This is a genomic window from Rhizobium sp. SVR5-2C, assembly GCF_056755115.1.
Genome location: NZ_JBNDHT010000117.1, coordinates 1 through 22,930, shown reverse-complemented (window position 1 = coordinate 22,930; position 22,930 = coordinate 1). Strand labels below are relative to the sequence as shown.

24 protein-coding genes are annotated in these 22,930 nt (G+C 60.5%); 12 read left to right on the top strand and 12 right to left on the bottom strand.

Translation table 11 applies throughout. From position 1 onward, the window contains the following. The 3 genes from ACPYOI_RS26485 to ACPYOI_RS26475 form a co-directional block, all read right to left on the bottom strand. Positions 1 to 570 (bottom strand): nucleotide sugar dehydrogenase (locus tag ACPYOI_RS26485; RefSeq protein ID WP_481423582.1); only part of this gene is annotated, 570 nt, incomplete at its 3' end. 97 nt (positions 571 to 667) lie between these two features. Further along, positions 668 to 2,095, bottom strand: coding sequence for a mannose-1-phosphate guanylyltransferase/mannose-6-phosphate isomerase (locus tag ACPYOI_RS26480; RefSeq protein WP_481417511.1), 1,428 nt, complete (start codon positions 2,093 to 2,095; stop codon positions 668 to 670). A 33-nt stretch (positions 2,096 to 2,128) separates the two neighbouring features. After that, positions 2,129 to 3,556 carry a phosphomannomutase gene (locus ACPYOI_RS26475; protein WP_481417510.1) on the bottom strand — a complete coding sequence of 476 codons (1,428 nt, stop codon included), beginning with the start codon at positions 3,554 to 3,556 and terminating at the stop codon, positions 2,129 to 2,131. Between the two features lie 159 nt (positions 3,557 to 3,715). On the opposite strand from ACPYOI_RS26475, the gene ung reads away from it, so the two are divergent. The 3 genes from ung to ACPYOI_RS26460 all read left to right on the top strand — a co-directional run bounded on the left by ung (position 3,716) and on the right by ACPYOI_RS26460 (position 6,109). Beyond that, entirely contained in the window at positions 3,716 to 4,426 is a 711-nt protein-coding gene (ung, locus tag ACPYOI_RS26470; RefSeq protein ID WP_481417509.1) for a uracil-DNA glycosylase, read from the top strand. Positions 4,427 to 4,557: 131 nt separating this feature from the next. Further along, positions 4,558 to 5,490 (top strand): VOC family protein, encoded by a 933-nt coding sequence (locus tag ACPYOI_RS26465; protein ID WP_481417508.1) that lies wholly within the window; start codon positions 4,558 to 4,560, stop codon positions 5,488 to 5,490. A gap of 10 nt (positions 5,491 to 5,500) precedes the next feature. After that, positions 5,501 to 6,109, top strand: coding sequence for an alpha/beta hydrolase (locus ACPYOI_RS26460; RefSeq protein WP_481417507.1), 609 nt, complete (start codon positions 5,501 to 5,503; stop codon positions 6,107 to 6,109). On the opposite strand, the gene ACPYOI_RS26455 is transcribed toward ACPYOI_RS26460, so the two are convergent. After that, positions 6,100 to 6,969, bottom strand: a complete 870-nt coding sequence (locus tag ACPYOI_RS26455; protein WP_481423581.1) for a DUF6030 family protein — start codon at positions 6,967 to 6,969, stop codon at positions 6,100 to 6,102. The two genes, ACPYOI_RS26460 and ACPYOI_RS26455, sit on opposite strands and share 10 nt — an antisense overlap. A gap of 407 nt (positions 6,970 to 7,376) precedes the next feature. On the opposite strand from ACPYOI_RS26455, the gene ACPYOI_RS26450 reads away from it, so the two are divergent. After that, positions 7,377 to 8,222, top strand: a complete 846-nt coding sequence (locus ACPYOI_RS26450) for a GNAT family N-acetyltransferase (protein WP_481417505.1) — start codon at positions 7,377 to 7,379, stop codon at positions 8,220 to 8,222. Positions 8,223 to 8,230: 8 nt separating this feature from the next. On the opposite strand, the gene ACPYOI_RS26445 is transcribed toward ACPYOI_RS26450, so the two are convergent. Next, complete coding sequence (locus ACPYOI_RS26445; protein WP_481417504.1) at positions 8,231 to 9,148, bottom strand: DMT family transporter; 918 nt, start codon at positions 9,146 to 9,148, stop codon at positions 8,231 to 8,233. Between the two features lie 194 nt (positions 9,149 to 9,342). Here ACPYOI_RS26445 and ACPYOI_RS26440 point away from each other — a divergent pair, with 194 nt between their 5' ends. Continuing rightward, a complete protein-coding gene (locus ACPYOI_RS26440; RefSeq protein ID WP_168832477.1) occupies positions 9,343 to 10,641 on the top strand; it encodes an adenylosuccinate synthase in 1,299 nt (432 codons plus the stop codon). A 63-nt stretch (positions 10,642 to 10,704) separates the two neighbouring features. Then, a complete protein-coding gene (locus ACPYOI_RS26435) occupies positions 10,705 to 13,101 on the top strand; it encodes a hypothetical protein (RefSeq protein ID WP_481417503.1) in 2,397 nt (798 codons plus the stop codon). A 73-nt stretch (positions 13,102 to 13,174) separates the two neighbouring features. Here ACPYOI_RS26435 and rpoH read toward each other — a convergent pair whose 3' ends face one another. Both rpoH and ACPYOI_RS26425 read right to left on the bottom strand, forming a co-directional pair. Next, on the bottom strand, positions 13,175 to 14,083 hold the full coding sequence (gene rpoH / locus ACPYOI_RS26430) for an RNA polymerase sigma factor RpoH (RefSeq protein WP_481417502.1): 909 nt from the start codon (positions 14,081 to 14,083) through the stop codon (positions 13,175 to 13,177). A gap of 171 nt (positions 14,084 to 14,254) precedes the next feature. Next, positions 14,255 to 15,280 carry an RluA family pseudouridine synthase gene (locus ACPYOI_RS26425; protein WP_481417501.1) on the bottom strand — a complete coding sequence of 342 codons (1,026 nt, stop codon included), beginning with the start codon at positions 15,278 to 15,280 and terminating at the stop codon, positions 14,255 to 14,257. A gap of 39 nt (positions 15,281 to 15,319) precedes the next feature. On the opposite strand from ACPYOI_RS26425, the gene ACPYOI_RS26420 reads away from it, so the two are divergent. Continuing rightward, positions 15,320 to 15,703: a hypothetical protein gene (locus ACPYOI_RS26420; protein ID WP_481417500.1), complete on the top strand. Its 384-nt coding sequence runs from the start codon at positions 15,320 to 15,322 to the stop codon at positions 15,701 to 15,703. Between the two features lie 5 nt (positions 15,704 to 15,708). Continuing rightward, positions 15,709 to 16,530 carry a TrmH family RNA methyltransferase gene (locus tag ACPYOI_RS26415; protein ID WP_481423580.1) on the top strand — a complete coding sequence of 274 codons (822 nt, stop codon included), beginning with the start codon at positions 15,709 to 15,711 and terminating at the stop codon, positions 16,528 to 16,530. Between the two features lies 1 nt (position 16,531). Here ACPYOI_RS26415 and ACPYOI_RS26410 read toward each other — a convergent pair whose 3' ends face one another. Then, positions 16,532 to 17,692 (bottom strand): hypothetical protein, encoded by a 1,161-nt coding sequence (locus ACPYOI_RS26410; protein ID WP_481417498.1) that lies wholly within the window; start codon positions 17,690 to 17,692, stop codon positions 16,532 to 16,534. A 118-nt stretch (positions 17,693 to 17,810) separates the two neighbouring features. Further along, a complete protein-coding gene (locus ACPYOI_RS26405; protein WP_481417497.1) occupies positions 17,811 to 18,407 on the bottom strand; it encodes a DUF1134 domain-containing protein in 597 nt (198 codons plus the stop codon). A 185-nt stretch (positions 18,408 to 18,592) separates the two neighbouring features. On the opposite strand from ACPYOI_RS26405, the gene chpT reads away from it, so the two are divergent. Beyond that, positions 18,593 to 19,243, top strand: a complete 651-nt coding sequence (gene chpT, locus ACPYOI_RS26400) for a histidine phosphotransferase ChpT (RefSeq protein WP_481417496.1) — start codon at positions 18,593 to 18,595, stop codon at positions 19,241 to 19,243. A gap of 119 nt (positions 19,244 to 19,362) precedes the next feature. Further along, positions 19,363 to 19,725: a response regulator gene (locus tag ACPYOI_RS26395; RefSeq protein WP_481417495.1), complete on the top strand. Its 363-nt coding sequence runs from the start codon at positions 19,363 to 19,365 to the stop codon at positions 19,723 to 19,725. A gap of 206 nt (positions 19,726 to 19,931) precedes the next feature. On the opposite strand, the gene ctrA is transcribed toward ACPYOI_RS26395, so the two are convergent. Continuing rightward, on the bottom strand, positions 19,932 to 20,633 hold the full coding sequence (ctrA, locus tag ACPYOI_RS26390) for a response regulator transcription factor CtrA (protein ID WP_003542362.1): 702 nt from the start codon (positions 20,631 to 20,633) through the stop codon (positions 19,932 to 19,934). Between the two features lie 442 nt (positions 20,634 to 21,075). On the opposite strand from ctrA, the gene ACPYOI_RS26385 reads away from it, so the two are divergent. Beyond that, entirely contained in the window at positions 21,076 to 21,426 is a 351-nt protein-coding gene (locus tag ACPYOI_RS26385) for a flagellar export protein FliJ (RefSeq protein WP_168832487.1), read from the top strand. A 111-nt stretch (positions 21,427 to 21,537) separates the two neighbouring features. On the opposite strand, the gene ACPYOI_RS26380 is transcribed toward ACPYOI_RS26385, so the two are convergent. After that, complete coding sequence (locus tag ACPYOI_RS26380) at positions 21,538 to 21,816, bottom strand: GNAT family N-acetyltransferase (protein WP_481417494.1); 279 nt, start codon at positions 21,814 to 21,816, stop codon at positions 21,538 to 21,540. A 106-nt stretch (positions 21,817 to 21,922) separates the two neighbouring features. On the opposite strand from ACPYOI_RS26380, the gene ACPYOI_RS26375 reads away from it, so the two are divergent. Next, complete coding sequence (locus ACPYOI_RS26375; protein ID WP_481417493.1) at positions 21,923 to 22,390, top strand: paraquat-inducible protein A; 468 nt, start codon at positions 21,923 to 21,925, stop codon at positions 22,388 to 22,390. A 23-nt stretch (positions 22,391 to 22,413) separates the two neighbouring features. Here the strand turns inward: ACPYOI_RS26375 and sciP are convergent, their stop codons facing one another. Next, positions 22,414 to 22,689: a CtrA inhibitor SciP gene (sciP, locus tag ACPYOI_RS26370; RefSeq protein WP_168832490.1), complete on the bottom strand. Its 276-nt coding sequence runs from the start codon at positions 22,687 to 22,689 to the stop codon at positions 22,414 to 22,416. Positions 22,690 to 22,930 lie beyond the last annotated feature (241 nt).

The following is a 22,930-nucleotide window of genomic DNA, read 5'->3' as shown; positions in this document are numbered from 1 at the left end:
GAGATAGAGCGGCCGGTAGACTTCGCGCATGACTTCCGTCGCGCGCGGGTCTTCCGTGCCGATGACGATGCGGTCCGGACGCTTGAAATCGGTAATCGCCGCGCCTTCGCGCAGGAATTCCGGATTCGAGACGACGGCGATGTCCTTGCCGGGGAATTCCTCGCGGAAGATGCGCTCGATCTCGTCGCCGGTGCCGACGGGAACGGTGGATTTCGTGACCACGACGGTAAAGCCGGTAACGGCTGCGGCGATCTCGCGCGCGGCGGCATAAACGTAGCTCAGATCGGCGTGGCCGTCGCCGCGGCGCGACGGCGTGCCGACCGCGATGAAGACGACATCGGCATCGGCGACCGGCCCTGTCAGCTCCTTGGAGAAATCCAGGCGGCCGGCGCTGCGGTTGTGTTCGATGATGGCGTCAAGGCCCGGCTCGAAGATCGGCACTTCGCCGGCCATGAGCGCGTCGATCTTTGCCTCTGATTTATCGACGCAGGTGATGTGGTGTCCGAAATCCGCAAGGCAGGCGCCGGAAACGAGACCGACGTAACCCGAACCAATCATAACTATGCGCATGGGATAACCTTCATCATGTAAAACGATCGCGGCCTACGGCGGCAAAACGCGATCGTGTTACAGGCGCACACTTACAAATTCAAGACAGCGGCACGTTTCAGCTACGGCCGAACTCGTCGACGATGCGGATGATGTCATCCTCACCGAGGTAGGAACCCGTTTGCACTTCGATCAGTTCCAGTATGATCTTGCCGGGATTCGCGAGCCGGTGGACCTCGCCGAGCGGGATATAGACCGACTCGTTTTCGCGCAGCATCTGGACGTTCTCGCCGATCGTCACCTCGGCCGTGCCCTTGACGACGATCCAGTGTTCCGAGCGGTGATGATGTTTCTGCAGCGAGAGCTTCTTGCCGGGCGTGACGAAGATGCGCTTCACCTGAAAGCGGTCGCCGTTGAGGATCGACGTGTAACCGCCCCAGGGCCGATATGAGGTCGGATGCGTCTCCGTCAGTTTCGATGTGGCGGGCAGGGCGGCGAGCGTCTTGACGAGATCGCCAACACTCTGGCTGTCCTGCAGCTTACCGACATAGACGGCATCCTCGCTGGCAATCACGGCAACGTCGTCCATGCCTTGGACGGCGAGATGAACGCCGTGGCTCATCACCAGCGAGTTGCGGCTATTGACAAGTGTCGTATTGGCAGTCGCGACGTTGCCATTCGGATCGCGCGTGCCGGTTTTCCACACGGAGTCCCAGCTGCCGAGGTCAGACCACTTGAATGGCGAGGGCACGACGGCGGCGTTTTCCGTCTTTTCCATGATCGCATAGTCGATCGAGATGTTCGGCGCCTTCGCGAAGGACGGGGAATCGAGGCGGATGAAGTCGAGGTCGCGTGTGGACTTCGCGACCGCAGCATCGGCCGCTTTCACGACATCCGGCGCATGGGCGCGCATTTCGCCAAGAAGCACCGAAACCTGGAACATGAACATGCCCGAATTCCAGTAGAAATCGCCGGCTGCCAGCATCTCCTTCGCCTTGTCCAGAGGCGGCTTTTCAATGAAGCGCTTCACCGTCTGCGCGCCGGTCGGAAGGTTCTTGCCGCCCTCGATGTAGCCGTAGCCGGTCGCCGGCTCGGTGGGCTTGATGCCGAAGGTGACGAGCTTGCCGGTAGCGGCCGTTTCCCGCGCTGCGCGGACGCTGTCGAAATAGCTTTGGTCGGCGACGATCTCATAGTCCGAGCCGAGCACATGCATGATCACGTCCTTGCCGAAAGCCTCGGCAACGAGAGCGGCAGCGGCGGCGACGGCGGGCGCGGTGTTGCGGGCGACGGGCTCGAGCAGGATGGCCTTCAGCGGGTGATCGAGCTCGCGGGCCTGTTCGGCCACGAGAAAGCGGAATTCTTCATTGGTCAGCACGACCGGCGCTTCGTAAAGTGCGGGGTCGGAGACGCGGACAAGTGTTTCCTGGAACAGGGTCTTGTCGCCGATGAACTGAATGAATTGCTTCGGCGCAGTTGCGCGCGACAGTGGCCAGAGGCGCGTGCCCTTGCCTCCTGCCATGATCACGGGAACGATCTTTTGCGTCATCGGGTGCGTTTCCTCAAAGTCTTTTGTCTTCAATCAATTCTGTCCGGCCCATTGCCTGATCCGGTTCAGTCCGGCTTCAAGCAGTTCCGTTGCGGCGTGTTCGTTTTCCGCCTCGACATAGCAGCGCATTTCCGGCGCGTTGCCAGAGGGGCGGAAGTGAATGATGCGCTTGTCGGCCAGCGTGACCCGCAATCCGTCGATATCGCTCGTCGCGGAAGGTTTTCCGATCGGTGCCAGGAATTCGGCCAGATTTTCCGGCGATGCGCGCAGGTAAGCCATCAGCTTTGCGCTGGTTTCGACGGGGAAGTTCTCCAGCCGGTCGGCGGCAGCAACCGGAAGGTTATAGGAACCGGCGATTGCCGAGAGCGGCTTCTTTTGCGCTGCTGCCAGCGAAAGCACGGCGAGCATCGGCAGGAAACACTCGCGCGTCGGCAGTGTGTCCACGGTCTTGCCGTTGACGGTGAAATCCGAGCCGGTCAGCAAGCCGCCGTTGGCCTCGAAACCCATGATGCGGTCTTTGCCCGCGGAGCTGGCTGCCTGCATGCCTGATATGACGAAGGGCGAGCCGACGCGTGTCCGCACGACGGCAAAGGCGCCGGCGGCTTCGATGCCGGAGTTGGAGGTGACGGGCGTGACGACGGTGCCCGCGTTCAGGAAGTTCGCAGCAATCAGCCCGAGGAGATCGCCCCGCAGCGGCATGCCGGTTTCGTCGGTGACCAGAGGCCGGTCGCCGTCACCATCGGCGGAAACGACAGCGTCGAGCTTCAACGACTTTGCCCAATCCTGCAGGAGCGCGATGGTTTCCGCCGAGACCGCTTCGGTATCGACAGGTATGAATGTTTCCGATCGTCCGAGGGCAACGACGTCGGCCCCGTAATGCGACAGCAGCTGAACCAGAAGGTCGCGAGCGACCGTACTGTGCTGATAGACGCCGATCTTCAGGCCGGAAAGAGCATTTGCAGAAAGGATACCGGCATTGCGCGCAACGAAGGCTTCCGTGCAGTCAGCCGTCTTGTCTTCGACTTTTGTGCCGGCTGTGGCGGCCGCTTTGGGTATCGAGGCGTCGAGCTTGGCTGCGAGATCGGATATCGCCGCTTCGTCTGCCTTGTCGATTTCGCCGTCGGGCCGGTAGAATTTGATGCCGTTGCGGTCGGCCGGAATGTGCGAACCGGTAATCATCAGGCTGGCCGCCTTGTGCCGGAGCCCATAGAGCGCCAATGCCGGCGTCGGAACGGTGCCGCAGTCAGCGACTCTGAAGCCGAGCGCGGAGAGTGCCGCAGCGCAAGTCGCAGCGATTTCGGGGCTGGAGTCACGAAAGTCGCGGCCGATCAGAACGAGATCGCCGTGCCCCGCACGCCCGCTCTCGAGAAGATATTGCCCGAATGCCGTGGCGTAGACGGCCGATGCCCTGCCTTTCAAATCGGTGGAGAGGCCGCGCAGGCCGCTTGTGCCAAACTTCATTCGTGTTAAATCCTTGCTGACGCTTGCTTTACCGCGCCATTGTCACCGGTCTAACGATACTTCGTAAATTTTAGCCGCGATAGGTGACTAAAATATTCCGCGTATTCCCTTTAGGGCTTAGGGCAATCCGTCGGCCATGCGGTTGAACAGGGATGATCGATGAGCGAACAGACCATTGCGCTTGAAGAAAGCTGGAAGACGGCGCTCGCGGCTGAATTTTCCAGCCCGTACATGGCGCAGCTCAAGGATTTCCTGCTGGCCCAGAAGCAGATTGGCAAGCGCATCTTTCCCAAAGGTTCGGAGTATTTTCGGGCGCTCGACCTGACGCCCCTTACCCGGGTGAAGGTCGTCATTCTCGGGCAGGACCCGTATCACGGTCTCGGGCAGGCGCACGGGCTTTGCTTCAGCGTTCGGCCCGGCGTGCGTATTCCGCCGTCGCTGGTAAACATCTACAAAGAGATGGAAGCCGACCTCGGCATCAAACCGGCGCGGCATGGCTTCCTGGAGCATTGGGCCCAGCAGGGGGTCCTGCTGCTGAACAGCGTTTTGACCGTCGAGGAGGCGCAGGCAGCGTCGCATCAGGGCAAGGGCTGGGAGCAATTCACCGATGCGGTGATCCGCAAGGTCAACGAGCAATGCGACTCGGTCGTCTTCATGCTCTGGGGTTCCTACGCGCAGCGAAAGGCGGCCTTCGTCGACTCCTACCGCCATCTCGTCCTGAAGGCGCCGCATCCGTCACCGCTTTCGGCCCATAACGGATTTTTCGGCTGCCGGCATTTTTCGAAAGCGAATGCCTTTCTGCAGTCCCATGGCCGCACGCCGGTGGCGTGGGAGCTACCGGCTAATCCGCAGGATAGCCAGACTTATTGAACAGCTGCTGATCGTTGTTCAATGAACGGAGACAATGCGTTTTGATCTCCACGGCTATTCCAAAACGCTCCAAGGGCTCATCTATAACCCATCCAACGCCCGCCGTTGCGGGCAAGAAAAAGGGTTTCGATATGCTCAACCAGATCAAGGGTCTGCACCACGTCACTTCCATGGCGGAGGACGCCCGCACCAACAATCAGTTCTTCACGAACGCACTCGGTCTGCGCCGCGTCAAGAAAACCGTGAACTTCGACGCGCCTGAAGTTTACCATCTCTACTATGGCGACGAGACCGGTGCCCCCGGCACGGTCATGACTTACTTCCCGTTCCCGAAGATGGCGCAGGGCCGTCCGGGCACCGGCGAAGTCGGCACGACCGTCTTTTCCGTTCCCGAAGGTTCGCTCGGTTTCTGGAGCGACCGTCTCGCCAAGCTCGGCGTCAGCGGCCTCAAGGCCGACGAGAGCTTTGGAGAAAAGCGGTTGAACTTCGCCGGTCCCGACGGCGACGGTCTCGCACTTGTTGAAGTCAAGGACGACAACCGCCAGCCCTGGACGCATGGCGGCATCAGCGAAGACCATGGGATTCGCGGTTTCCACTCCGTGGCCATGCGGCTTCGTGACGAGGGTGCGACGGCCGAGCTCCTGAAATTCATGGGCTATGAAGTTCAGGACGAGAAGGACGGCGTGAAGCGTTTGATTATGCCGGGCGGCAATGGCGCACATCTCGTCGATCTCGAAACGATGCCGAATATCTCTCGCGCCCTGCCGGGTGCCGGTTCCGTGCACCACGTTGCCTTTGCCGTCGAAAACCGGGAGAAGCAGCTCGAGGTCCGCAAGGCCCTCATGGATACGGGTTACCAGGTGACCCCGGTCATCGACCGCGACTATTTCTGGGCGATCTATTTCCGCACGCCGGGCGGCGTTCTGTTCGAGGTTGCCACCAACGAACCCGGCTTCAACCGGGACGAAGACACGGCTCATCTCGGCGAAGCGCTGAAGCTGCCACAGCAGCACGCGCATCTGCGGGAGCTGCTCGAGCAGCATCTGCAGCCGCTCGAAGCTTAAGGATGGAACGATGAACGACCACAGCTACGTGCACCGGCTGCATGCCGGTGCACCAGGAAAGCCCATTCTCTTCGTGCTGCATGGCACCGGGGGAGATGAAAACCAGTTCTTCGATTTCGGGCGGCGGCTATTGCCCGACGCGACGATCGTTTCCCCCCGTGGGGATGTTTCGGAGCATGGGGCGGCGCGCTTTTTCAAGCGCACGGGCGAGGGCGTCTACGATATGGATGATCTCGCCAGAGCCACGCAGAAGATGGCGGCCTTCGTCAAGGACATGACCGTCGATCACGGAGCGTCACACATCCTGGGTCTTGGCTTCTCCAACGGAGCTAACATTCTTGCGAATGTATTGATCGAGAAAGGGCTGTTCGATGCGTCGGTGCTCATGCACCCGCTCGTCCCGTTCCAGCCGAAAGCGAACCCGGAACTCAATGGGCGCAAGGTGCTGATCACAGCGGGCGAACGCGATCCGATCTGCCCGGTCCCGCTGACCAAGGCGCTAGCAGCCTATTTCGAAGGGCAGGGTGCTCAGACGAAGACAGAGTGGCACCCGGGCGGCCATGATATCCGGCCGAATGAGATCGACGCCGTCAGGCGCTTTTTCGCGCCCTATCTCTGAAGCCTACCGAAAATCTGCGGGAGGTTTTCGGATGCCTCAACGTCCGGCGCCGTCATCCAGCGCTCGCGTGAAAAATAAGCCCTGGTCCGCAATTGCGGGCCAGGCGCGGCCCTGATCGTCACGATGAAGTTGAAGCTGTTTTCGCTCGTGAACTCGCGGGTGAAGCTGACGCTTGCACCGAAGCCATCCTCTTTCACATCCTTCATTTCGCGGATTGCGGCCAATGTGTCGCTGAAATCCAGCCAGTGCGGTTGCGCGAGCATCGTATCGAAAATGCGCATCACCGACGGGTCAAGCCGCCCGGCGCCGTCGGTAGCCGGGCCGACGATCTTGGCGCGCATGTTGAAGATCGCGCCCTTGCGGTCTCCGCGAACAATCAAAAAGACCGAACTCAGCGGCCGTTCCTCATCCTGTTTGTAGACCTCCTGGAAGGAACACTCATAGGCACTGCTGCCAAAAGCCGAGGGGCGCCATGGCGTGGTCTCGATGCCCGCCTTGCGCAGGGCTTCGCACATTGTGGGGCCTGTCGTCCGCCAAGTCCTCAGGAAGCCGCCCGCAAGCTCGATCCGGGGCGCCTCGAGCAGATGCTTCGAAAAGTCGACGCGAACCGGGGCCGGATTCGGTTGAATCGGGGGCTTGGCCGTTTCTGCTTCCTTGTGGACCACCACGCTCTCGTCCGGCAGCTCATATCCGAAACGCGCAGCCAGCGTACGTAGATTGCGCATGTCATTGGAGAGGAGAACTGTGCCGCCGATGACCGAAAGCGAAGCGGCGACCATCAGCCAAAGCACTGCCCGCCGCTTACGATGCGGCGCCGGCGTTTTCAGGTGCTGGCGCGAGGGCTCGCTGGCCAAATCCATTCACTCGTCAGAAGGCGGTCGCCCGCATCACTACGTCTGGCAAACAGTATCTAGTCAACAAGAGAAGCGAAATACTCAACGAAATAGTGAAAATGCGCTTATTCGGCTCGAAGGCCGATGTGAGTGGATGATATCGCCGAAAGCCTGCGGGCCTTATTGTTTTCCCGTTTACTCCCCTGCTTTCGGTTCCAATTTCTTAAGCAATTTTCTTGAGATTGTAACGGCGTTGTTTCATGATATTCGCGGCGCGAGGAATTTCGTGTCGTGCCTTTTGACGATCGATGCAGATCGTTTCAGCCATGAGCATGTTTCTTTGCGCCTGGCAGCGATGCGGTGGTCTCTAGACTTTAGTGTTTCTGGATATTCCTCCCTGCAAACTTACGGCAGGGTTTGCATGGGAAGGTTGCATGAGTTCGGAATTTGCGGTTCGTGCGATACGGCCGGGTGAGTTGGAGCTTGTGCTCGAATGGGCAAGGCAAGAAGGCTGGAATCCCGGGCTCGACGATTCACTCGCTTTCCAGGAGGCCGACCCCTCCGGCTTTTTCGTCGGCGCGCTCGGCGAAGTACCGGTTGGCTCCATTTCCGTGGTGAAATACGGCGAGCGTTTTGCGTTTCTCGGTCTCTTTATCGTCCATCCGGATTTCCGCGGCAGAGGCTACGGCAAGGCCCTTTGGAATGTGGGGATCGAGTCAGCAGCGGACCGTACGATCGGTCTCGACGGTGTTGCCGCTCAGCAGGCGAATTACCGCAGGGCAGGCTTCGAGACGGCGCACATGACGGTGCGCTACGGCGGTGTCGCCACGATCCTGCCACGCTCGTCACTCGCGGCGCATCCGGTCTCCGACAAGCTGGACGGGCTCTTCCGTTACGATGCCTCGATTTTCCCGGAACCGCGCAATGAATTCGTTGCCGCCTGGTGCAGGAGGCGGCGCGGCCGCATGACATTGGTCGTCCGCAAGAGCGGCAAGATTCGCGGTTACGCGACGATCCGGCGCTGCTACGAGGGTTACAAGATCGGGCCGCTTTTTGCGGCGGATGCCGACTCCGCAGCCGCGCTGCTTGCCGGCTTGTTGCCGGAAGCCGGCGATGCACCGGTTTTCATCGATGTCCCGGTACCCAACCGGGAGGCGGTCGCACTGGCCGAAAGCATAGGTCTTGAGCCGGTCTTCGAGACGGCACGCATGTATCGCGGCGGCGCGCCTGCGATCCCGCTGAAGAATGTCTTCGGCGTGACGACGCTGGAACTCGGGTAGTTCGCAGGTCAATCCATCGGGGATGCGGGCGCGGTCGGAGCGGCGAGCTCCGGGCGGCCCCTTTCGGCGATGGCAATGCCGCCGAGCGTCAGAACCAATGCGGCGATATGAAAGAGCTGCAACGCTTCGCCGAGCAGCAGCACGGACAGCAGGGTGCCGAAAACCGGAACGAGATTGATGAAGAGACCGGCGCGGTTGGCGCCGATCCATTCGACGCCCTTGATGTAGAGGATCTGCGCGAGCAGTGAAGCGAAGATCGCCGTATAGATGGTGATGATCCAGCCTTTGCCGTCAGGCATCTGGATATTGCCGGCGGCACCCTCCCAAAGCAGGAACGGCAGGGACGACAATGCTGCCGCAAACGCGGGGAAGGCCATCAGCGTTCGCCAATCAACCGGCGGCTTCCAGCGCAGAAAGATCGTGTAGATTGCATAGGCGGCGACCGCCAGCAGCATCAGGGCGTCGCCGCGATTGAGGCCCAGCTTCAACAGTGTGGCCATATCGCCATGGGTGGCGGTCAAGATGACGCCGGCGAGCGTCATGCCGAACCCGACCATCTGCGCGGTCGAAACAATTGTGCGGAAGAAGATGAGGTTGAGCAGAAAGATCAGCATCGGGATGCCGGCCTGCTCGATCGCGACATTGATGGCGGTCGTGTACTGCAACGCAGAGTAAAGCACGGCGTTGAAGATCGTGTAACCGATCATGCCGTAGAAAAACAGCAGAGGCAGGTTCTTGCGGACGAGCGGCCAGTCCTTCCTGAACTGCGGAAACGACACTGCCGCAATCAGCGTGGTCGCAAGCGTCCAGCGCAGGAAAGTCAGCATCATCGGACTGACATGGCCGAGCGCCAGTTTTCCGGCGACGGCGTTTCCGCCCCAGCATAGCGCTGCGACGATGAGACAAAGGTAGGCCGTGATCCGCAAGGATGATTCTTCCCGTCTTCCAAAAAAGAGCTCTGAATGCTGCCGATGCACCGGCAATTAGCCCGTGGCGGGCTGATTTGTCACGCAAAAAGCCCAATTCCCCGTGATAACAGGGTCGCTTTCCAAAAGACAAAGCTTTATAGATGCGCGGGTTTGAGCAGAGCGGTTGATCCGCTGGTAACAGGAAGAGTTTAATGACGAATGTAGTCGTGGTCGGTTCGCAGTGGGGTGACGAAGGCAAGGGCAAGATTGTCGATTGGCTTTCGGAACGTGCGGATATCGTTGTGCGCTATCAGGGCGGGCACAACGCAGGCCATACGCTGGTCATCGACGGCACCAGCTACAAGCTCTCGTTGCTGCCTTCCGGCGTCGTGCGCCCGGGCAAGATGGCAGTGATCGGCAACGGCGTGGTGGTCGACCCGCATGCGTTGATCGCCGAGATCGAGAAGCTGGAAAAGCAGGGCGTCAAGATTTCTCCCGAGAACCTGCGCATCGCCGACAACGCGACCCTTATTCTCTCGCTGCATCGCGAGCTCGATGCCTACCGGGAAGATGCTGCCTCCAATAGCGGCACGAAGATCGGCACGACGCGCCGCGGTATCGGTCCGGCCTACGAAGACAAGGTCGGCCGCCGCGCGATCCGCGTCATGGATCTCGCCGATCTTGAGGCGCTGCCGGGCAAGGTCGACCGCATCCTGACGCATCACAATGCGCTGCGCCGCGGCCTTGGCGTCGCCGAGGTCAGCCATGACGCGATCATGACCGAGCTGACGTCGATCGCCGACCGCGTGCTTCCATACCGCGATACCGTTTGGCTCCTGCTCGACAGGGAACGCCGCAAGGGCGCCCGCATTCTCTTCGAAGGCGCGCAGGGCAGCCTGCTCGACATCGATCATGGCACCTATCCGTTCGTGACGTCCTCGAACACCGTAGCCGGTCAGGCTGCGGCCGGTTCGGGCATGGGTCCGGGGTCGCTCGGTTACATCCTCGGCATCACCAAGGCCTATACGACGCGTGTTGGCGAGGGTCCGTTCCCGACCGAGTTGCATGACGACATCGGCCAGTTCCTCGGTGAAAAGGGCCATGAATTCGGGACGGTAACGGGCCGCAAGCGTCGCTGCGGCTGGTTCGACGCGGCATTGGTCCGCCAGTCGGTCGCAACCAACGGCATTACCGGGATTGCGCTGACGAAGCTTGATGTTCTCGACGGCCTCGACGAACTGAAGATCTGCGTCGGCTACAAGCTGGACGGCGAGCAGATCGATCATCTTCCGGCCAGCCAGGGCGCGCAGGCGCGCGTGGAGCCGGTCTATATTACGCTTGAAGGCTGGAAAGAATCGACGGTTGGCGCGCGCAGCTGGGCCGATCTGCCGGCCCAGGCGATCAAGTATGTCCGCCAGGTCGAAGAGCTGATCGGGGCGCCTGTCGCTCTCTTGTCTACAAGTCCTGAGCGAGACGACACGATACTTGTGACTGATCCTTTTGAGGACTAATGTCGCGGGTCACTAAGACATCTGGCCAGGCTCTGGGCGACCTGGCCCCTCGAGAAAGTACTAATGGCTGATTTTATTGCAGTTATCCGGCGGGCGGTGGACGGCCTGGCCGAAAATACACCCGAGATGCGGGTGAAGGTTTACGAGCGCGCGCGCGGTGCCGTGCAGCGGCAGCTCGAAAACATGAAGCCGCGTCCGCCGGAAGCGATGCTGCAACGCCAGCTGGATAAGCTCGATGCGGCTATTCGCGAGGTGGAAGCAGAGCATTCCGAGGCATTGCCGGAAGACCAGGCTGCGACTGCTGCGGCTGCTGCGGCTGCTGCCGAAGCGCCTGTCCATGAGGAACCTCCAGTCGAGGCATTCGCCGAACCTGCTCCTGCGCCCGAGCCGGTGGATGAACCGGTTGCCGAGTCTCGTGAGCAAGCCGCCGAACCTGTCGAATATCAGCATGAAGAGGAGCCTCGGGAAGAGGCGGCCCATTACGAGGAGCCCGTCGTTGCGGCGGATGAGCCCGCGCCGCCTCAAGAGGCACAATGGGAGCGCCCCGCCGAAGAAGCCGCCGCCCCCGTTGAGGAAACCGCCCCCGTTGAGGAAGTGGCCCCTGTTGAGGAGTGGGCGGCGTCGCATCACGACGAAGCGCCGGTCGAGGAATACCATGTTGCGGCACATGAGCCTCATGTGGAGGCGCCTGCTTTCGAGCCGGAACCTGCCTTCGAAGCCGAGCCCGCGGTTGAATCCGAACCGGCGGCCGAGCCCAAGCCACTCCCGCCGATCAACGAATACAATCCCTCGAATCGCCTCGTCGAGCCTGTCGCCGCTTTCGAGAAGCCGGAGGAATTCGTAGAGCACAGCCGCGAAGAGCCGCTTCAAGCGGAAACTGCCGCGCATTTCGATCCCGTATGGGCCGAACCTGCTGCTCAGATCCCGTCCGAGCCCGCGAAGGAAGCGGAGGCCGCGTGGGCTGCCGAGGAGGTGAGGAACTTTTCGGGGATCGTGCCGCCGGCCGAGTCGACCAGCGACGCGGCGCGCGCTTTCGAGGAAGCCATTGCGGCGCTTCCACCGGTGCTGCCGAAGATGCCGCCCGCGAACGAAGGCTTCTCATGGGAGGCTGCGGCCTTCGACGACCTGCCGCCGATCGAGGCAGGTCAGGACAAGAAGAAGCCCGTTGCGGCACAGTTTAACGATGCGGACCTCTTTGAGGATATCAACGGCAAAACTGGAGCTCCCGTCGCCGACGTTCCGGGTGCAGAGTGGCAGGAGGCCAAGGCACTTCGAGGCTACGACCACCGCGGCGTCGTGGCGGAAGACGACGATTCCGTGCCGTCCGACGGTGTCGACCATCTGCTTGCGGCCAAACTGCAGAACAAGAATTTCCGCATGGAGCCGAAGCGTCGGCGCTTTGGCGTCGGCGCGGCCATTACCATGCTCGTGGTGCTGGCGGTGCTGGGCGGGGGCGCCTATGCCGCTTGGATGAACCGTGACCAGCTGGTCGCGATGTTCAACGGTTTGGTCAGTTCCGCGCCGTCTAAGACGGCCGACGGCGAGCCGGCTGCCTCTTCCGGAAGCCCGACGCCAGCGGCGCCCGCGGCAAATACCGAAGCGGCAAAGCCGGCCGAGAAGGACCAGCAGGCTGCCGCCCGTGATGACGGCTCCGCTACGAACAACAAGTTCACACAGCGTCTTATGGCTGACGGCACGGAAGTCGATAACGGCCCGGCCGCCGCTCCCGGCACGCCGACCGCCGAAGGCAAGTCCGTCTCCGAACAGAACGTCGCATCCGCTGCGCCGGCGCCAGCCGCGCAGGCCGGTACACCCGCCCAAGGACAGGCGACAGACGCTCCGGCCGCTGCCCCTCAGCAGGTCCAAACCGCTCCGGCCGCTCAGCAGACGCCCGCCGGTGCGACGGAGAAGATGTTCCTCTACGAAGAGCGGATCGGCGAAAGCTCGCCGACGGCGATCCAGGGATCCGTCATCTGGAGCGTCCAGCATGAAACCGATCAGGCAGGCAAACAGGAATCGACTGTGCAAGCCAACGTGACGGTACCGGAGCGCAATCTTTCGGTTCTCGTGACCTTCAAGCGCAACTCCGATCCGTCGCTTCCGGCGAGCCATCTCGTCGAAGTCGTTTTCTCGCTTCCGCCGAATTTCGAGGGCGGCAGCATCGAAAGCGTGCAGCGCATTTCAATGAAGCGCACGGAGCAGGATCGCGGCGACGCGCTGATTGCCGTGCCTGCCAAGATCACCGACGATTTCCACATGGTCGCGCTGAATGATTATCCGGACGCGCGAAAGGCTAATCTCCAGCTGCTTCAAACGCGCGACTGGATCGATATCCCGATCACCTATCGCAATGGCCGTCGCGCGCTGATCACCATCCAGAAGGGTGCGACCGGCACGGAAGCGTTCAACAAGGCGATCCAGGAGTGGACTGCACTCGGCGACGTGAGCACGAGCCAGTAACCCTGATCCAGAGCTCGGACACAAAAAAGGCGGGCCGCATGGACCCGCCTTTTTCATGTATGAGTTTGCTGATTTATGCCGTGGATTCGACGACGCGGACGGCTTGTGCCCTCTCCAGCGCTTCCTTTCGGACGGCATCCTGCACCTTTTCAAAGGCGCGCACCTCGATCTGGCGGACGCGTTCGCGGCTGATATCGAACTCGGACGAGAGATCTTCCAGCGTAACCGGCTCGTCAGCAAGGCGGCGGGCCTCGAAGATACGCCGTTCGCGGTCGTTCAGCACGCTCATCGCCTTCGACAGCATCCGGCGGCGCGTCTCCAGTTCATCCTGCTCGATCAGCACGGCCTCCTGGCTATCGTGGTCGTCCACGAGCCAGTCCTGCCACTGACCGCTATCGCCTTCCGAGGCCTTGATAGGCGCGTTCAGCGAAGCGTCGCCGGAAAGGCGGCGGTTCATCGAAACGACTTCCTCCTCGGACACGTTCAGTTTCGTTGCGATCTCGGCAACATGCTCCGGCTTCAGATCGCCTTCATCGATGGCCTGGATACGGCCCTTGAGACGGCGCAGGTTGAAGAACAGGCGCTTCTGGTTCGCAGTGGTCCCCATCTTCACCAGCGACCACGAACGCAGGATGTATTCCTGGATCGAAGCCTTGATCCACCACATGGCATAGGTGGCGAGACGGAATCCGCGTTCCGGATCGAACTTCTTGACGGCCTGCATGAGGCCGACGTTGCCTTCGGAAACAACCTCTCCGATCGGCAAGCCATAACCGCGGTAACCCATGGCTATCTTGGCGACGAGGCGCAGATGGCTGGTGACGAGCTTGTGCGCGGCTTCGCGGTCGCCATGCTCCGCATAACGCTTCCCCAGCATGTATTCCTGCTGCGGCTCCAGCATCGGGAATTTGCGGATTTCGTCGAGATAACGATTGAGGCCGGCTTCGCCGGCGGTAATGGACGGCAAGGTATTACGGGCCATGATTGCACCCTCCTATGTAGATTCCGGTTCCCAATGGAACGCGCCCCCGCGTTGAACAGGCGAACCGAGACATGCGGCCCAAAGCCGGGCCCGCACTTAGTCTATGTACAGATAAGTATGGCGGAACGGCGGTTCAAGCCAGCTTGCCCGGTTCACGATGGCGTTACGTGCCTAACGGCGCAGGGCTTCGACCAGTTCCACCATATCTTCGGGGAGGGGCGCCTCGAAGTGCAAAAGCTCACCTGAGCGGGGGTGCTCGAACTGCAGCATATAGGCATGGAGCGCCTGCCGCCCGAAGCTGTTGACGACCTTGCGTGCCGCTTCCGGCAGAAGGTTGGCCTTGGTTCTGAGATGCGCGCCATAGACCCCATCGCCGAGAAGCGGATGACCGATGTGGGCCATGTGGACGCGGATCTGATGAGTGCGGCCGGTCTCCAGATGACATTCGACGAGCGCGGCGAGCGCCGTCGCATCCGGGTTTTCGTGGAAGCGCTCCAGCACCTCGTAATGGGTAACGGCCTCGTCGGCATCCTGGCTGTCGGGACGCTTGACCGTGCGGCGCGTGCGGTCGCCAGTCGAGCGGCCGAGTGGCGCGTCGATCGTTCCGCTGAGCGAACGAGGGCGGCCCCAGACGATGGCCTTGTAGGCACGTTCGAGCGGCATGGTGCGGCCGTGGTCGGCAAATTGCTGCGACAGGTTGCGGTGAGCAATATCGTTCTTGGCGACGACCATGACACCCGTGGTGTCCTTGTCGAGCCGGTGAACGATGCCCGGTCGCCGGACGCCGCCGATGCCCGACAGGCTGTCACCGCAGTGGTAGATCAGCGCGTTGACGAGCGTGCCCGTCCAGTTTCCGGCGGCCGGATGGACGACAAGGCCGGCCGGCTTCGAGATGACGATGACGTCGTCGTCCTCATAAAGGATCTCGAGCGGAATGTTCTCGCCTTTCGGCGTGGGGTCCTCCGGCTCGGGCAGCAGGATCTCGTAATGGTCGCCGGGCCGCACCTTCTTCTGCGGATCGAGGGCAGGCGCTCCGTTCACAAGCAACTGGCCGTCCTTGATGAGCACCTTGACGCGGCTGCGCGAGAATTCCTCGCCGAGCTGTGCAGTCAACCAGGCATCGAGCCGGCCTTCGGCATTCTCATCAGCGGTCAGGACTTTCCTAATCCCGGATGCTTGTTTAAAGGGGTCGCTCAAGACGCTTCTTCTCCGAAGTATTTTTTGCAGGACGCCACAATGACCAAAATCGAGACAGACGATCAGGAAGAACAGTCCCTTGACCCGGCAATGGAAAGTGTCCGGCGCAAGATGGTGCGGTTGCAGATCGTTTCGGGCGTCATCATGTTCGTGAGCCTTATGGCGGTCTTCGGCGCCGTTGTCTACAAGACGATGAAGGCGGAACCAGCCGAAACGGCCGCTGCCTCCGGCTCCGGCGTTCCTTCGGATGCGCCGGTCAGCTCCACGGTTTCGCTGCCGCCCGGTTTCGCCGTGCAATCCACATCTTTGTCAGGAGACCGGATTCTGTTCTTCGGCCAGTCTGCCGACGGAAAGCGCAAAGCGCTGGTCTACGACATCAAGGCGGGCCGCTTGGTCGCTGACATCACCGTCGGCGGCAATTAGCGCCGATGGCTGCGCCTCCCGTCACGATCGAGAGCGCGGATGACCCGCGCATTGCCGAATTCCGAGCGATCCGCGAGCGCGACCTGACCGGCAGGCAGAACCGCTTCATTGCCGAAGGCACCGTCGTGCTGCGGATGCTGGCTGAAGCCCATTTGGCAGGGCGCGGCTTCAAGACCGAGAAGGTGCTGCTGCTGCGCAACCGCGTCGAAGGCGTTTCCGACATCATTGCGCGGTTTCCGGCGGAGGTTCCAATCTACGTCGCCGAGGCCGACGTCCTCGACGGCATTGTTGGGTTCCATCTTCATCGCGGCGTCTTGGCGATCGGAAAAAGGATCGAGCGCAGCGAGAGCCTGCTCGACTGCCTGCCCGATCGCGCGCTTGTGTTGGTGGGTTGCGGTATTTCCAACCACGACAATGCGGGTTCGATGTTTCGCAATGCGGCGGCCTTCGGTGCGGATGCCGTTTTTCTCGACGAGACATCCTGCGACCCGCTTTACCGCAAGGCGATGCGCGTTTCCGTCGGCTCGGTGTTGAGTGTTCCCTATCAGCGCGACGGCAGCGCTCTGGACATTCTCGCCGCGCTTGCGGCACGGGGCTTCGATATCTGGACTTTATCGCCACGCGGCGAGACGGATATTCGCGCGATACCGTCGTCAGATCGCATCGCGCTCGTCGTCGGAACGGAAGGAGAAGGATTGCCGGAAACAGTCCTGGCGCGCTTCAGGAGCGCGCGCATTCCGCAGTCCGCCGGCCTGGACAGCCTCAACGTTGCAACGGCGACCGGGATCGCATTGTTCGCAATCTCGTCGGCTGTGGGCCGGGTCTGACTTAGCCCGGCTCCGAAAGGATCGTCGCAGCGCGCTCGGCGAGGCTCACGCGTTCGCCTTGTTCCTTGCCGGCGCCTTCCGGCAAAAGGTCACGGATCGGCGAGGACGGACCTTCGTTGATAACGGTCAGCGCGACCATGCCGGCAGCGATCGAGGCGATCTCTTCGCGCATTGCGCTGTCGTCGGCTGTCGTCGTCTTTGCCTTGGCGATGCGATCGGAAATGGCTGCGCTGCGGGCACGAACTTCCTCGGCGAGGCGGGCGGCAACGGCTGCTGGATCAAGTTCGGGCGCTGGAGCGCTTTCCTGCATCGTTTCCTCCGCGGTGGTTTCGACAATTGCCTCCGCCAGCCCGGCGGCACGAAGCGCACGGTTCGCCTGGCGCAAACCGGCTTTGGTTGCCTTCAACTGCTCCTTGAGCTTGGCGACTTCCTGCTGGCGCCGCCCAAGCAGCGTTTCCTTGTCGGCAGCAGCGGTCGCGTCACGGGCACCCTTGTCTTCCAGGCGGAGCACCTTGTGTTCCTGCTGCGTCAACTTCTGCTCGGCATCCTTGGCGCGCTTCTGCAGAAGGTCGACGTCCTTGCGCAGCGTATCGCGTTCGTCGCGCAGCATGTTGGCCCGCGATTTCAGGCTTTCCATCTCCGTTTGCTGCGCAGCCATGTCGATCTTGAGGTTGTCAGACTGTTCGGCAAGCTTGTTCAGACGGCTGCGTAGGAGATCGAGTTCGGTTTCCTTTGCAGAGCTCGCCTGCTCGGCCATGTGCAGGCTCGTCTTCAGCTGGCTGATGTAAGTCTCGTCCTTGCGAAGATGAGATCGGAAATCAGCGGCCTCGAGGTTCAGATCTTCGATCTGCGCCTTCAAAGCGCCGACTTCGGAGGAGAGGCGACCGGCATCGAGGGCGAGAGCGTCATGGCGAAGCTTCAAGGAAAGAGATTTTTCGCGCTCCCTTGTCAAATCCTGGGCCGTCCTGGCATTCTCGGCCGCATAGAGTGCCCTCACCATGTCCTTCTGCGCGCGAACCTCCTGCGGGCTGAGCGGCATGGTCGCCTTCATCCGGTTTTCCGTATACCAGACGATGCGGCGATGGATGGCAGGCGAGATCAGGAAGACGAGGAACGCCGCCGTCAGGAAGCCCAGTCCGAACAGAAGTGCATACTCGATCACGGCGCCGCCATTGCCTCAGAATTGATTTGCGTCAGCGCCAATGATTAAGCGCGCACCAAGCGCAGGGCAAGTGGCGGATGGGTGACGGCGGGAGAGAAACCGCCACCGGACTGCAGGTTCAGAAGGGGTTCCAGGTCGGGCCCGGGGTGATCTTCAGATAGCCGACATTGACGCCGAGACGCGCGCCGATGCCGGTGCGGATCGGAACCACCAGAACATTGTTGTTCTTGAGGAGCGTCATGCCGAAGCCGGCAACCACGAAAGCCTGACCGCTGACGCCGCCGAAGCGGGCATAGATGCTGTCCACGGAAGGCAGGTCATAGACCAGCATCATCACGCGCGTGCCCTGGCCGCCATAATCAAGACCAAGGGAGGGGCCTTGCCAGTAAAGAGGATGTTCGCCGGCATTCTTGGTGTTGAGCTGGCCCTCGCCATAGGTAAGGCCGGCGATGAAGGCGCCGGATCCTTCCTGTCCGAGGATGTAGCCGTTCGGCAGTCCGTATTTCTGAAAGGCCGCCTCAATGACCTTGGCAAGGCCGCCGCTGGTCGAGCCGAAGAACGAGTGGCCGGCGTCGATGATCTCCTGGACGGTGTACTGGTTGCCGCTGGCCTGCTGGGCTGCGGCCTCCTGCGAGGAGAGCATAAATGCGGATATGGTCAGCGCGACGAGAAGCCGGCAGAAGCCGATAAATCTTCTGGGGGATTGAAGGCGCATGGTGTGATCCGTTCGTCATGGTCGGTTCGATGAGCCGTTTCCGGCAATAGACACATTTTGCGCCGATCGTCTTAACAATCGGTTTACCAAATATGGTGTCATTATGGCGGCGAGTACGGCGCAAACTTCGTGCAATTTTGATCAAGCAAGATATAGGCGGATGGATCCACCGCCCTCAGGAGACGATGATGTCCAGAAATCCTAATCTTACATTGACCGGCCCCGACCTGGCCGCGCTACTTTGCAGCCGAGTTTGCCACGACGTCATCTCGCCGGTCGGCGCGATCAACAACGGTCTGGAACTGCTGGATGAAGGCGGGGCCGATTCCGACGCCATGGACCTGATCCGCACGAGCGCGCTCAATGCTTCCGTTCGCCTCAAATTCGCACGCCTCGCATTTGGCGCTTCCGGCTCGGTCGGCGCTTCGATCGATACCGGTGAGGCAGAGCGCGCGGCCAAGGACTTCGCTGCCGCGGAAAAGAAGACCGAGGTTACCTGGAACGGCCCGCGCGCCATCGTTGCGAAAAACCGCGTGAAGCTGCTGCTGAACCTTTTTCTCGTCGCCTATTCGTCGATCCCGCGCGGCGGTTCGCTGGAAGTGACGCTCGAAAATCCCGAGTTCGATGCGAAGTTCAAGATCATCGCGAAGGGCAAGCTGATGCGCATGCCGGGCAAATTCGTGGAGATCACCTCTGGTCAAATCGAAGAGGCGATCGATGCCCATTCGATCCAGCCCTACTATGCCGTCTTGCTCGCCGAAGAGTGCCGGATGGAGCTCGGCCACAGCCAGACGGGCGAAGAAATCATCTTCACTGCGGAGGCCGTGGCCGCCTAGTTTTATGCCCGCATCGCTGCCGTCTGTCCCGATTTGGGTAACACTTCCTTAGCCTAATCGACCTATCCTCGAAGACTAAGGAAGCGCCACCGGTATAGAAGTGGAGCGAAGGAGCAGTCATGCAGCGGTTCATGATCACTGATAGTTCGGATGTCGTGCGCAAGGTGGGTAAACGTATCCTTTCCGAGCTCGATTTTCTGGTCAGTGAGGCGTCAAATGCAAGCGAAGCGCTCTCCCGCTGCCAGACCGAACTTCCCGAATACTTGATCGTCGACTCCGGCATGGACGGTGCGCTCGAACTGATTTCCGCAATCCGCGCGATGGAAGGTGGCAAAGAGGTCAAGATTTATTACTGCGTAATCGAGGCCGATCTGAAAAAGCTGATGGCCGGCAAGCGGGCAGGGGCAACCGACTTCCTGCTGAAGCCGTTCGACCGCAAGATCCTGACGGCAGTCTTCGGCAACCGGGCAATCGCCGCCTGATTTCTTGACAATGAAGCTGTCTTCCTCCGTCATGCTCGGGCTTGTCCCGAGCATCTGCCACCCACTACTGTGTCGTAGATCCTCGGCACAAGGCCGAGGATGACGCGTCTGGGATGGGCGATCTCGTCAACAAGCTCATCCACCGCAAACGAAAAATCCCGCCGGGGAGGGCGGGATCTCTCAGTCGAAAGGGGACGTTCGGCGTCTTAGGCGGTCTCGGCGTATTCAGCTCCATCCGGCTCGCGCAGCACGTAGCCGCGGCCCCAGACGGTTTCGATGTAGTTGGCGCCACCGGCAGCATTTGCGAGCTTCTTGCGCAGCTTGCAGATGAACACGTCGATGATCTTGAGTTCCGGCTCGTCCATGCCGCCGTAGAGGTGGTTCAGGAACATTTCCTTGGTGAGCGTCGTACCCTTGCGGAGCGAAAGCAGCTCCAGCATCTGGTATTCCTTGCCCGTCAGGTGAACGCGCTGGCCGCCGACTTCGACAGTCTTGGCGTCGAGGTTGACGATCAGCTCGCCCGTCATGATGACGGACTGGGCATGACCCTTGGAGCGGCGGACGATCGCATGGATACGGGCGACCAGTTCGTCCTTATGAAACGGCTTGGTCATGTAATCGTCGGCGCCGAAGCCGAGGCCGCGCACCTTGTCTTCGATGCCTGCCATACCGGACAGGATGAGGATCGGCGTCTTGACCTTGGACAGGCGGAGAGTGCGGAGCACTTCGTATCCGGACATGTCCGGAAGATTAAGGTCGAGAAGGATGATGTCGTAGTCATAGAGTTTGCCGAGATCGACGCCCTCTTCACCGAGATCGGTGGTGTAGACGTTGAAGCTTTCGGACTTGAGCATTAATTCTATGCTCTGCGCTGTCGCGCTATCGTCTTCAATAAGTAGTACCCGCATTATTATCCCCTTTGCCGCCGCCGAAAGGTGGGCTGGCCCCCTACGCGATACCGAATGCTTTCACTGCGTGATTTGGAAGCTGCCACGAAATGGTTAACAAATTCTGATTCACTCTGGCAAGAGGCAATGAATTTATTAAGCAATCGATCCATTCCGCTGTTTTCCAATGACAATTCGCAAAGCCTGATCCTCAACTGCTACATTAAGAAGGGCGGGTAAGCGATTCATTCGACTCACCAATGAAAAGGTTTCGGAAATCGCGTAGTGATATTTACCGACCCTTAAATCATCGGCACTATCATTAACGATGCCCGTAAACGAAAGGTTACCAGCGGTAGGTTTTTGTTAATACCGCTGAAAATTTTTCAGGCAGACCGTCTCAAAGCGGTGCGCGGCGGGCAATTTAGTAAAGCCGGGATCTCGCATCACTGGAGTAATGCGTATGAAGTCGCGTGAGAGCCTAGTTCGCCTGAAGGAGTTTCAGGTGAACGAAAAACGACGTCAGCTGCAGCAGTTGCAGATGATGATGTCGGAATTCGAACGGATGACGAAGGATCTGGAGAGCCAGATCCTCGTCGAAGAGAAGAAGTCCGGCATTTCCGACCCGAATCACTTCGCCTACCCGACCTTCGCTAAGGCGGCACGTCAGCGTGCCGACAATCTTCAGGTTTCCATCAAGGAATTGAAGATGCAGGAGGAAACGCTCGAGCAGGCGCTGGAGGAGATGCAGGCGGAATACGCCCGCGCAAGTGCGCTCGAAGAGCGCGATGGCGCCGTTCGGGCCCGCGCCTGAACGACGAGCTGAGGATGCCGGCTGCGGCATCCCGGGGAATCGCCTGAAGAAGCCATGTATGATGGACATCGAAGTCCGTCATACATGGCTTTTGGTGCTGAGCTCTTGCGGTCAGTTCACCACGTCGCGCCATTCATCATGTCGCTGCGCTTGCGCCTTGAAGAACGGGCATAGCGGAAAGATCTTCCATCCGCCCTTTCGCGCTTCCTCGACGGCGTGAAGTGCCAGTGCCTGGCCGACGCCCTTGCCGCGCAGGGCATCCGGCACGCCAGTGTGATCGATGATGATGAGTTTCGGTGACGTGCGGGAATAGGCCATTTCGGCCTCGTGCCCGTCAACCTCGGCCACATACCGGCCGCCGGACGCATTTTCTTCGTTGCGAATGTTCATTGTATTTCTCCGGAAACTGATGTTGTTGACGCGGACCGTGACATGCCGGCGCAGCCGTGCCAAGCCGGTGCAAGCGGCAACACACTGTTCAACCGAGGGATGCTCGATGAAAAGATTGGCGGCGATCCGGCCAGTTCTGCTTGTTGCGGCCCCGTTCTTTCTGGCGCTCGGGCTGGTTTTGCCGCTGATCCGATTCGAGAAACTCTATTTCTTCGATGAGACGCCGTCGCTGGTTCAGATCGTTTCCTCGCTCTGGAGCGGAGGGGACATCCCGCTTGCACTTATCGTCGGGCTGGTTTCGATCGTACTGCCGGTCCTGAAGATGATCGGGATTGCCGCCGAGGCGGTGGCTGCCGACGGCGGAACCGGCAGCTGGTTTTATCGTCACGCCGTGCCGTATCTGTCCAAGTGGTCGATGATGGACGTGCTTCTGGTGGCGATCGTGATTGCGGCGGCGAAGACGACGGGTTTTGCGGATGCTTTCACCCAGCCCGGCCTCTGGTGCTACGCTGCCTCAACAATAATTTCGGGCCTTCTTCACTCCCTTCAGGGAAATGCGTCCGGCCCGAAATGATGTTTTTGCCTGGGGCAGATGGTTCAGTGACGGTATTGCTGGATACGCGTCGTGCGCAGGCCGGCAAGGCCGTGGCTGTTGATCGACGACTGCCAGGACAGGAATTCTTCGACGGTTAGCGTGTAACGCTCGCAGGCTTCTTCCAAGCTCAACAGGCCACCGCGAACCGCCGCGACAACCTCAGCCTTACGACGGATAACCCAGCGCCGCGTGTTGGGCGGCGGAAGATCCGCTATCGTCAGCGGGCTGCCATCGGGGCCGATGACATATTTTACTCGGGGACGTATCACTTCGGTCATTGGACTCTCTACACAACTCAAGACCACGCGGGCACTCTAGCCCGTCACATTTAAAAATTGACTAAGCGCTTAGTAACACTTTGATAACAACTTTACCTGCCGCCTCGCGACGCAGGCGCGGCCGCAATCCTGCTGTCCGTCGCCTGCGTTTTCCAGGAAAACGATGCTGGATTCCGTTCAGATCAGAATGGCGCTGACCTCAGTCTTTCCGGCGCCGAACTCGTATTGAGCGGTCCCGGAG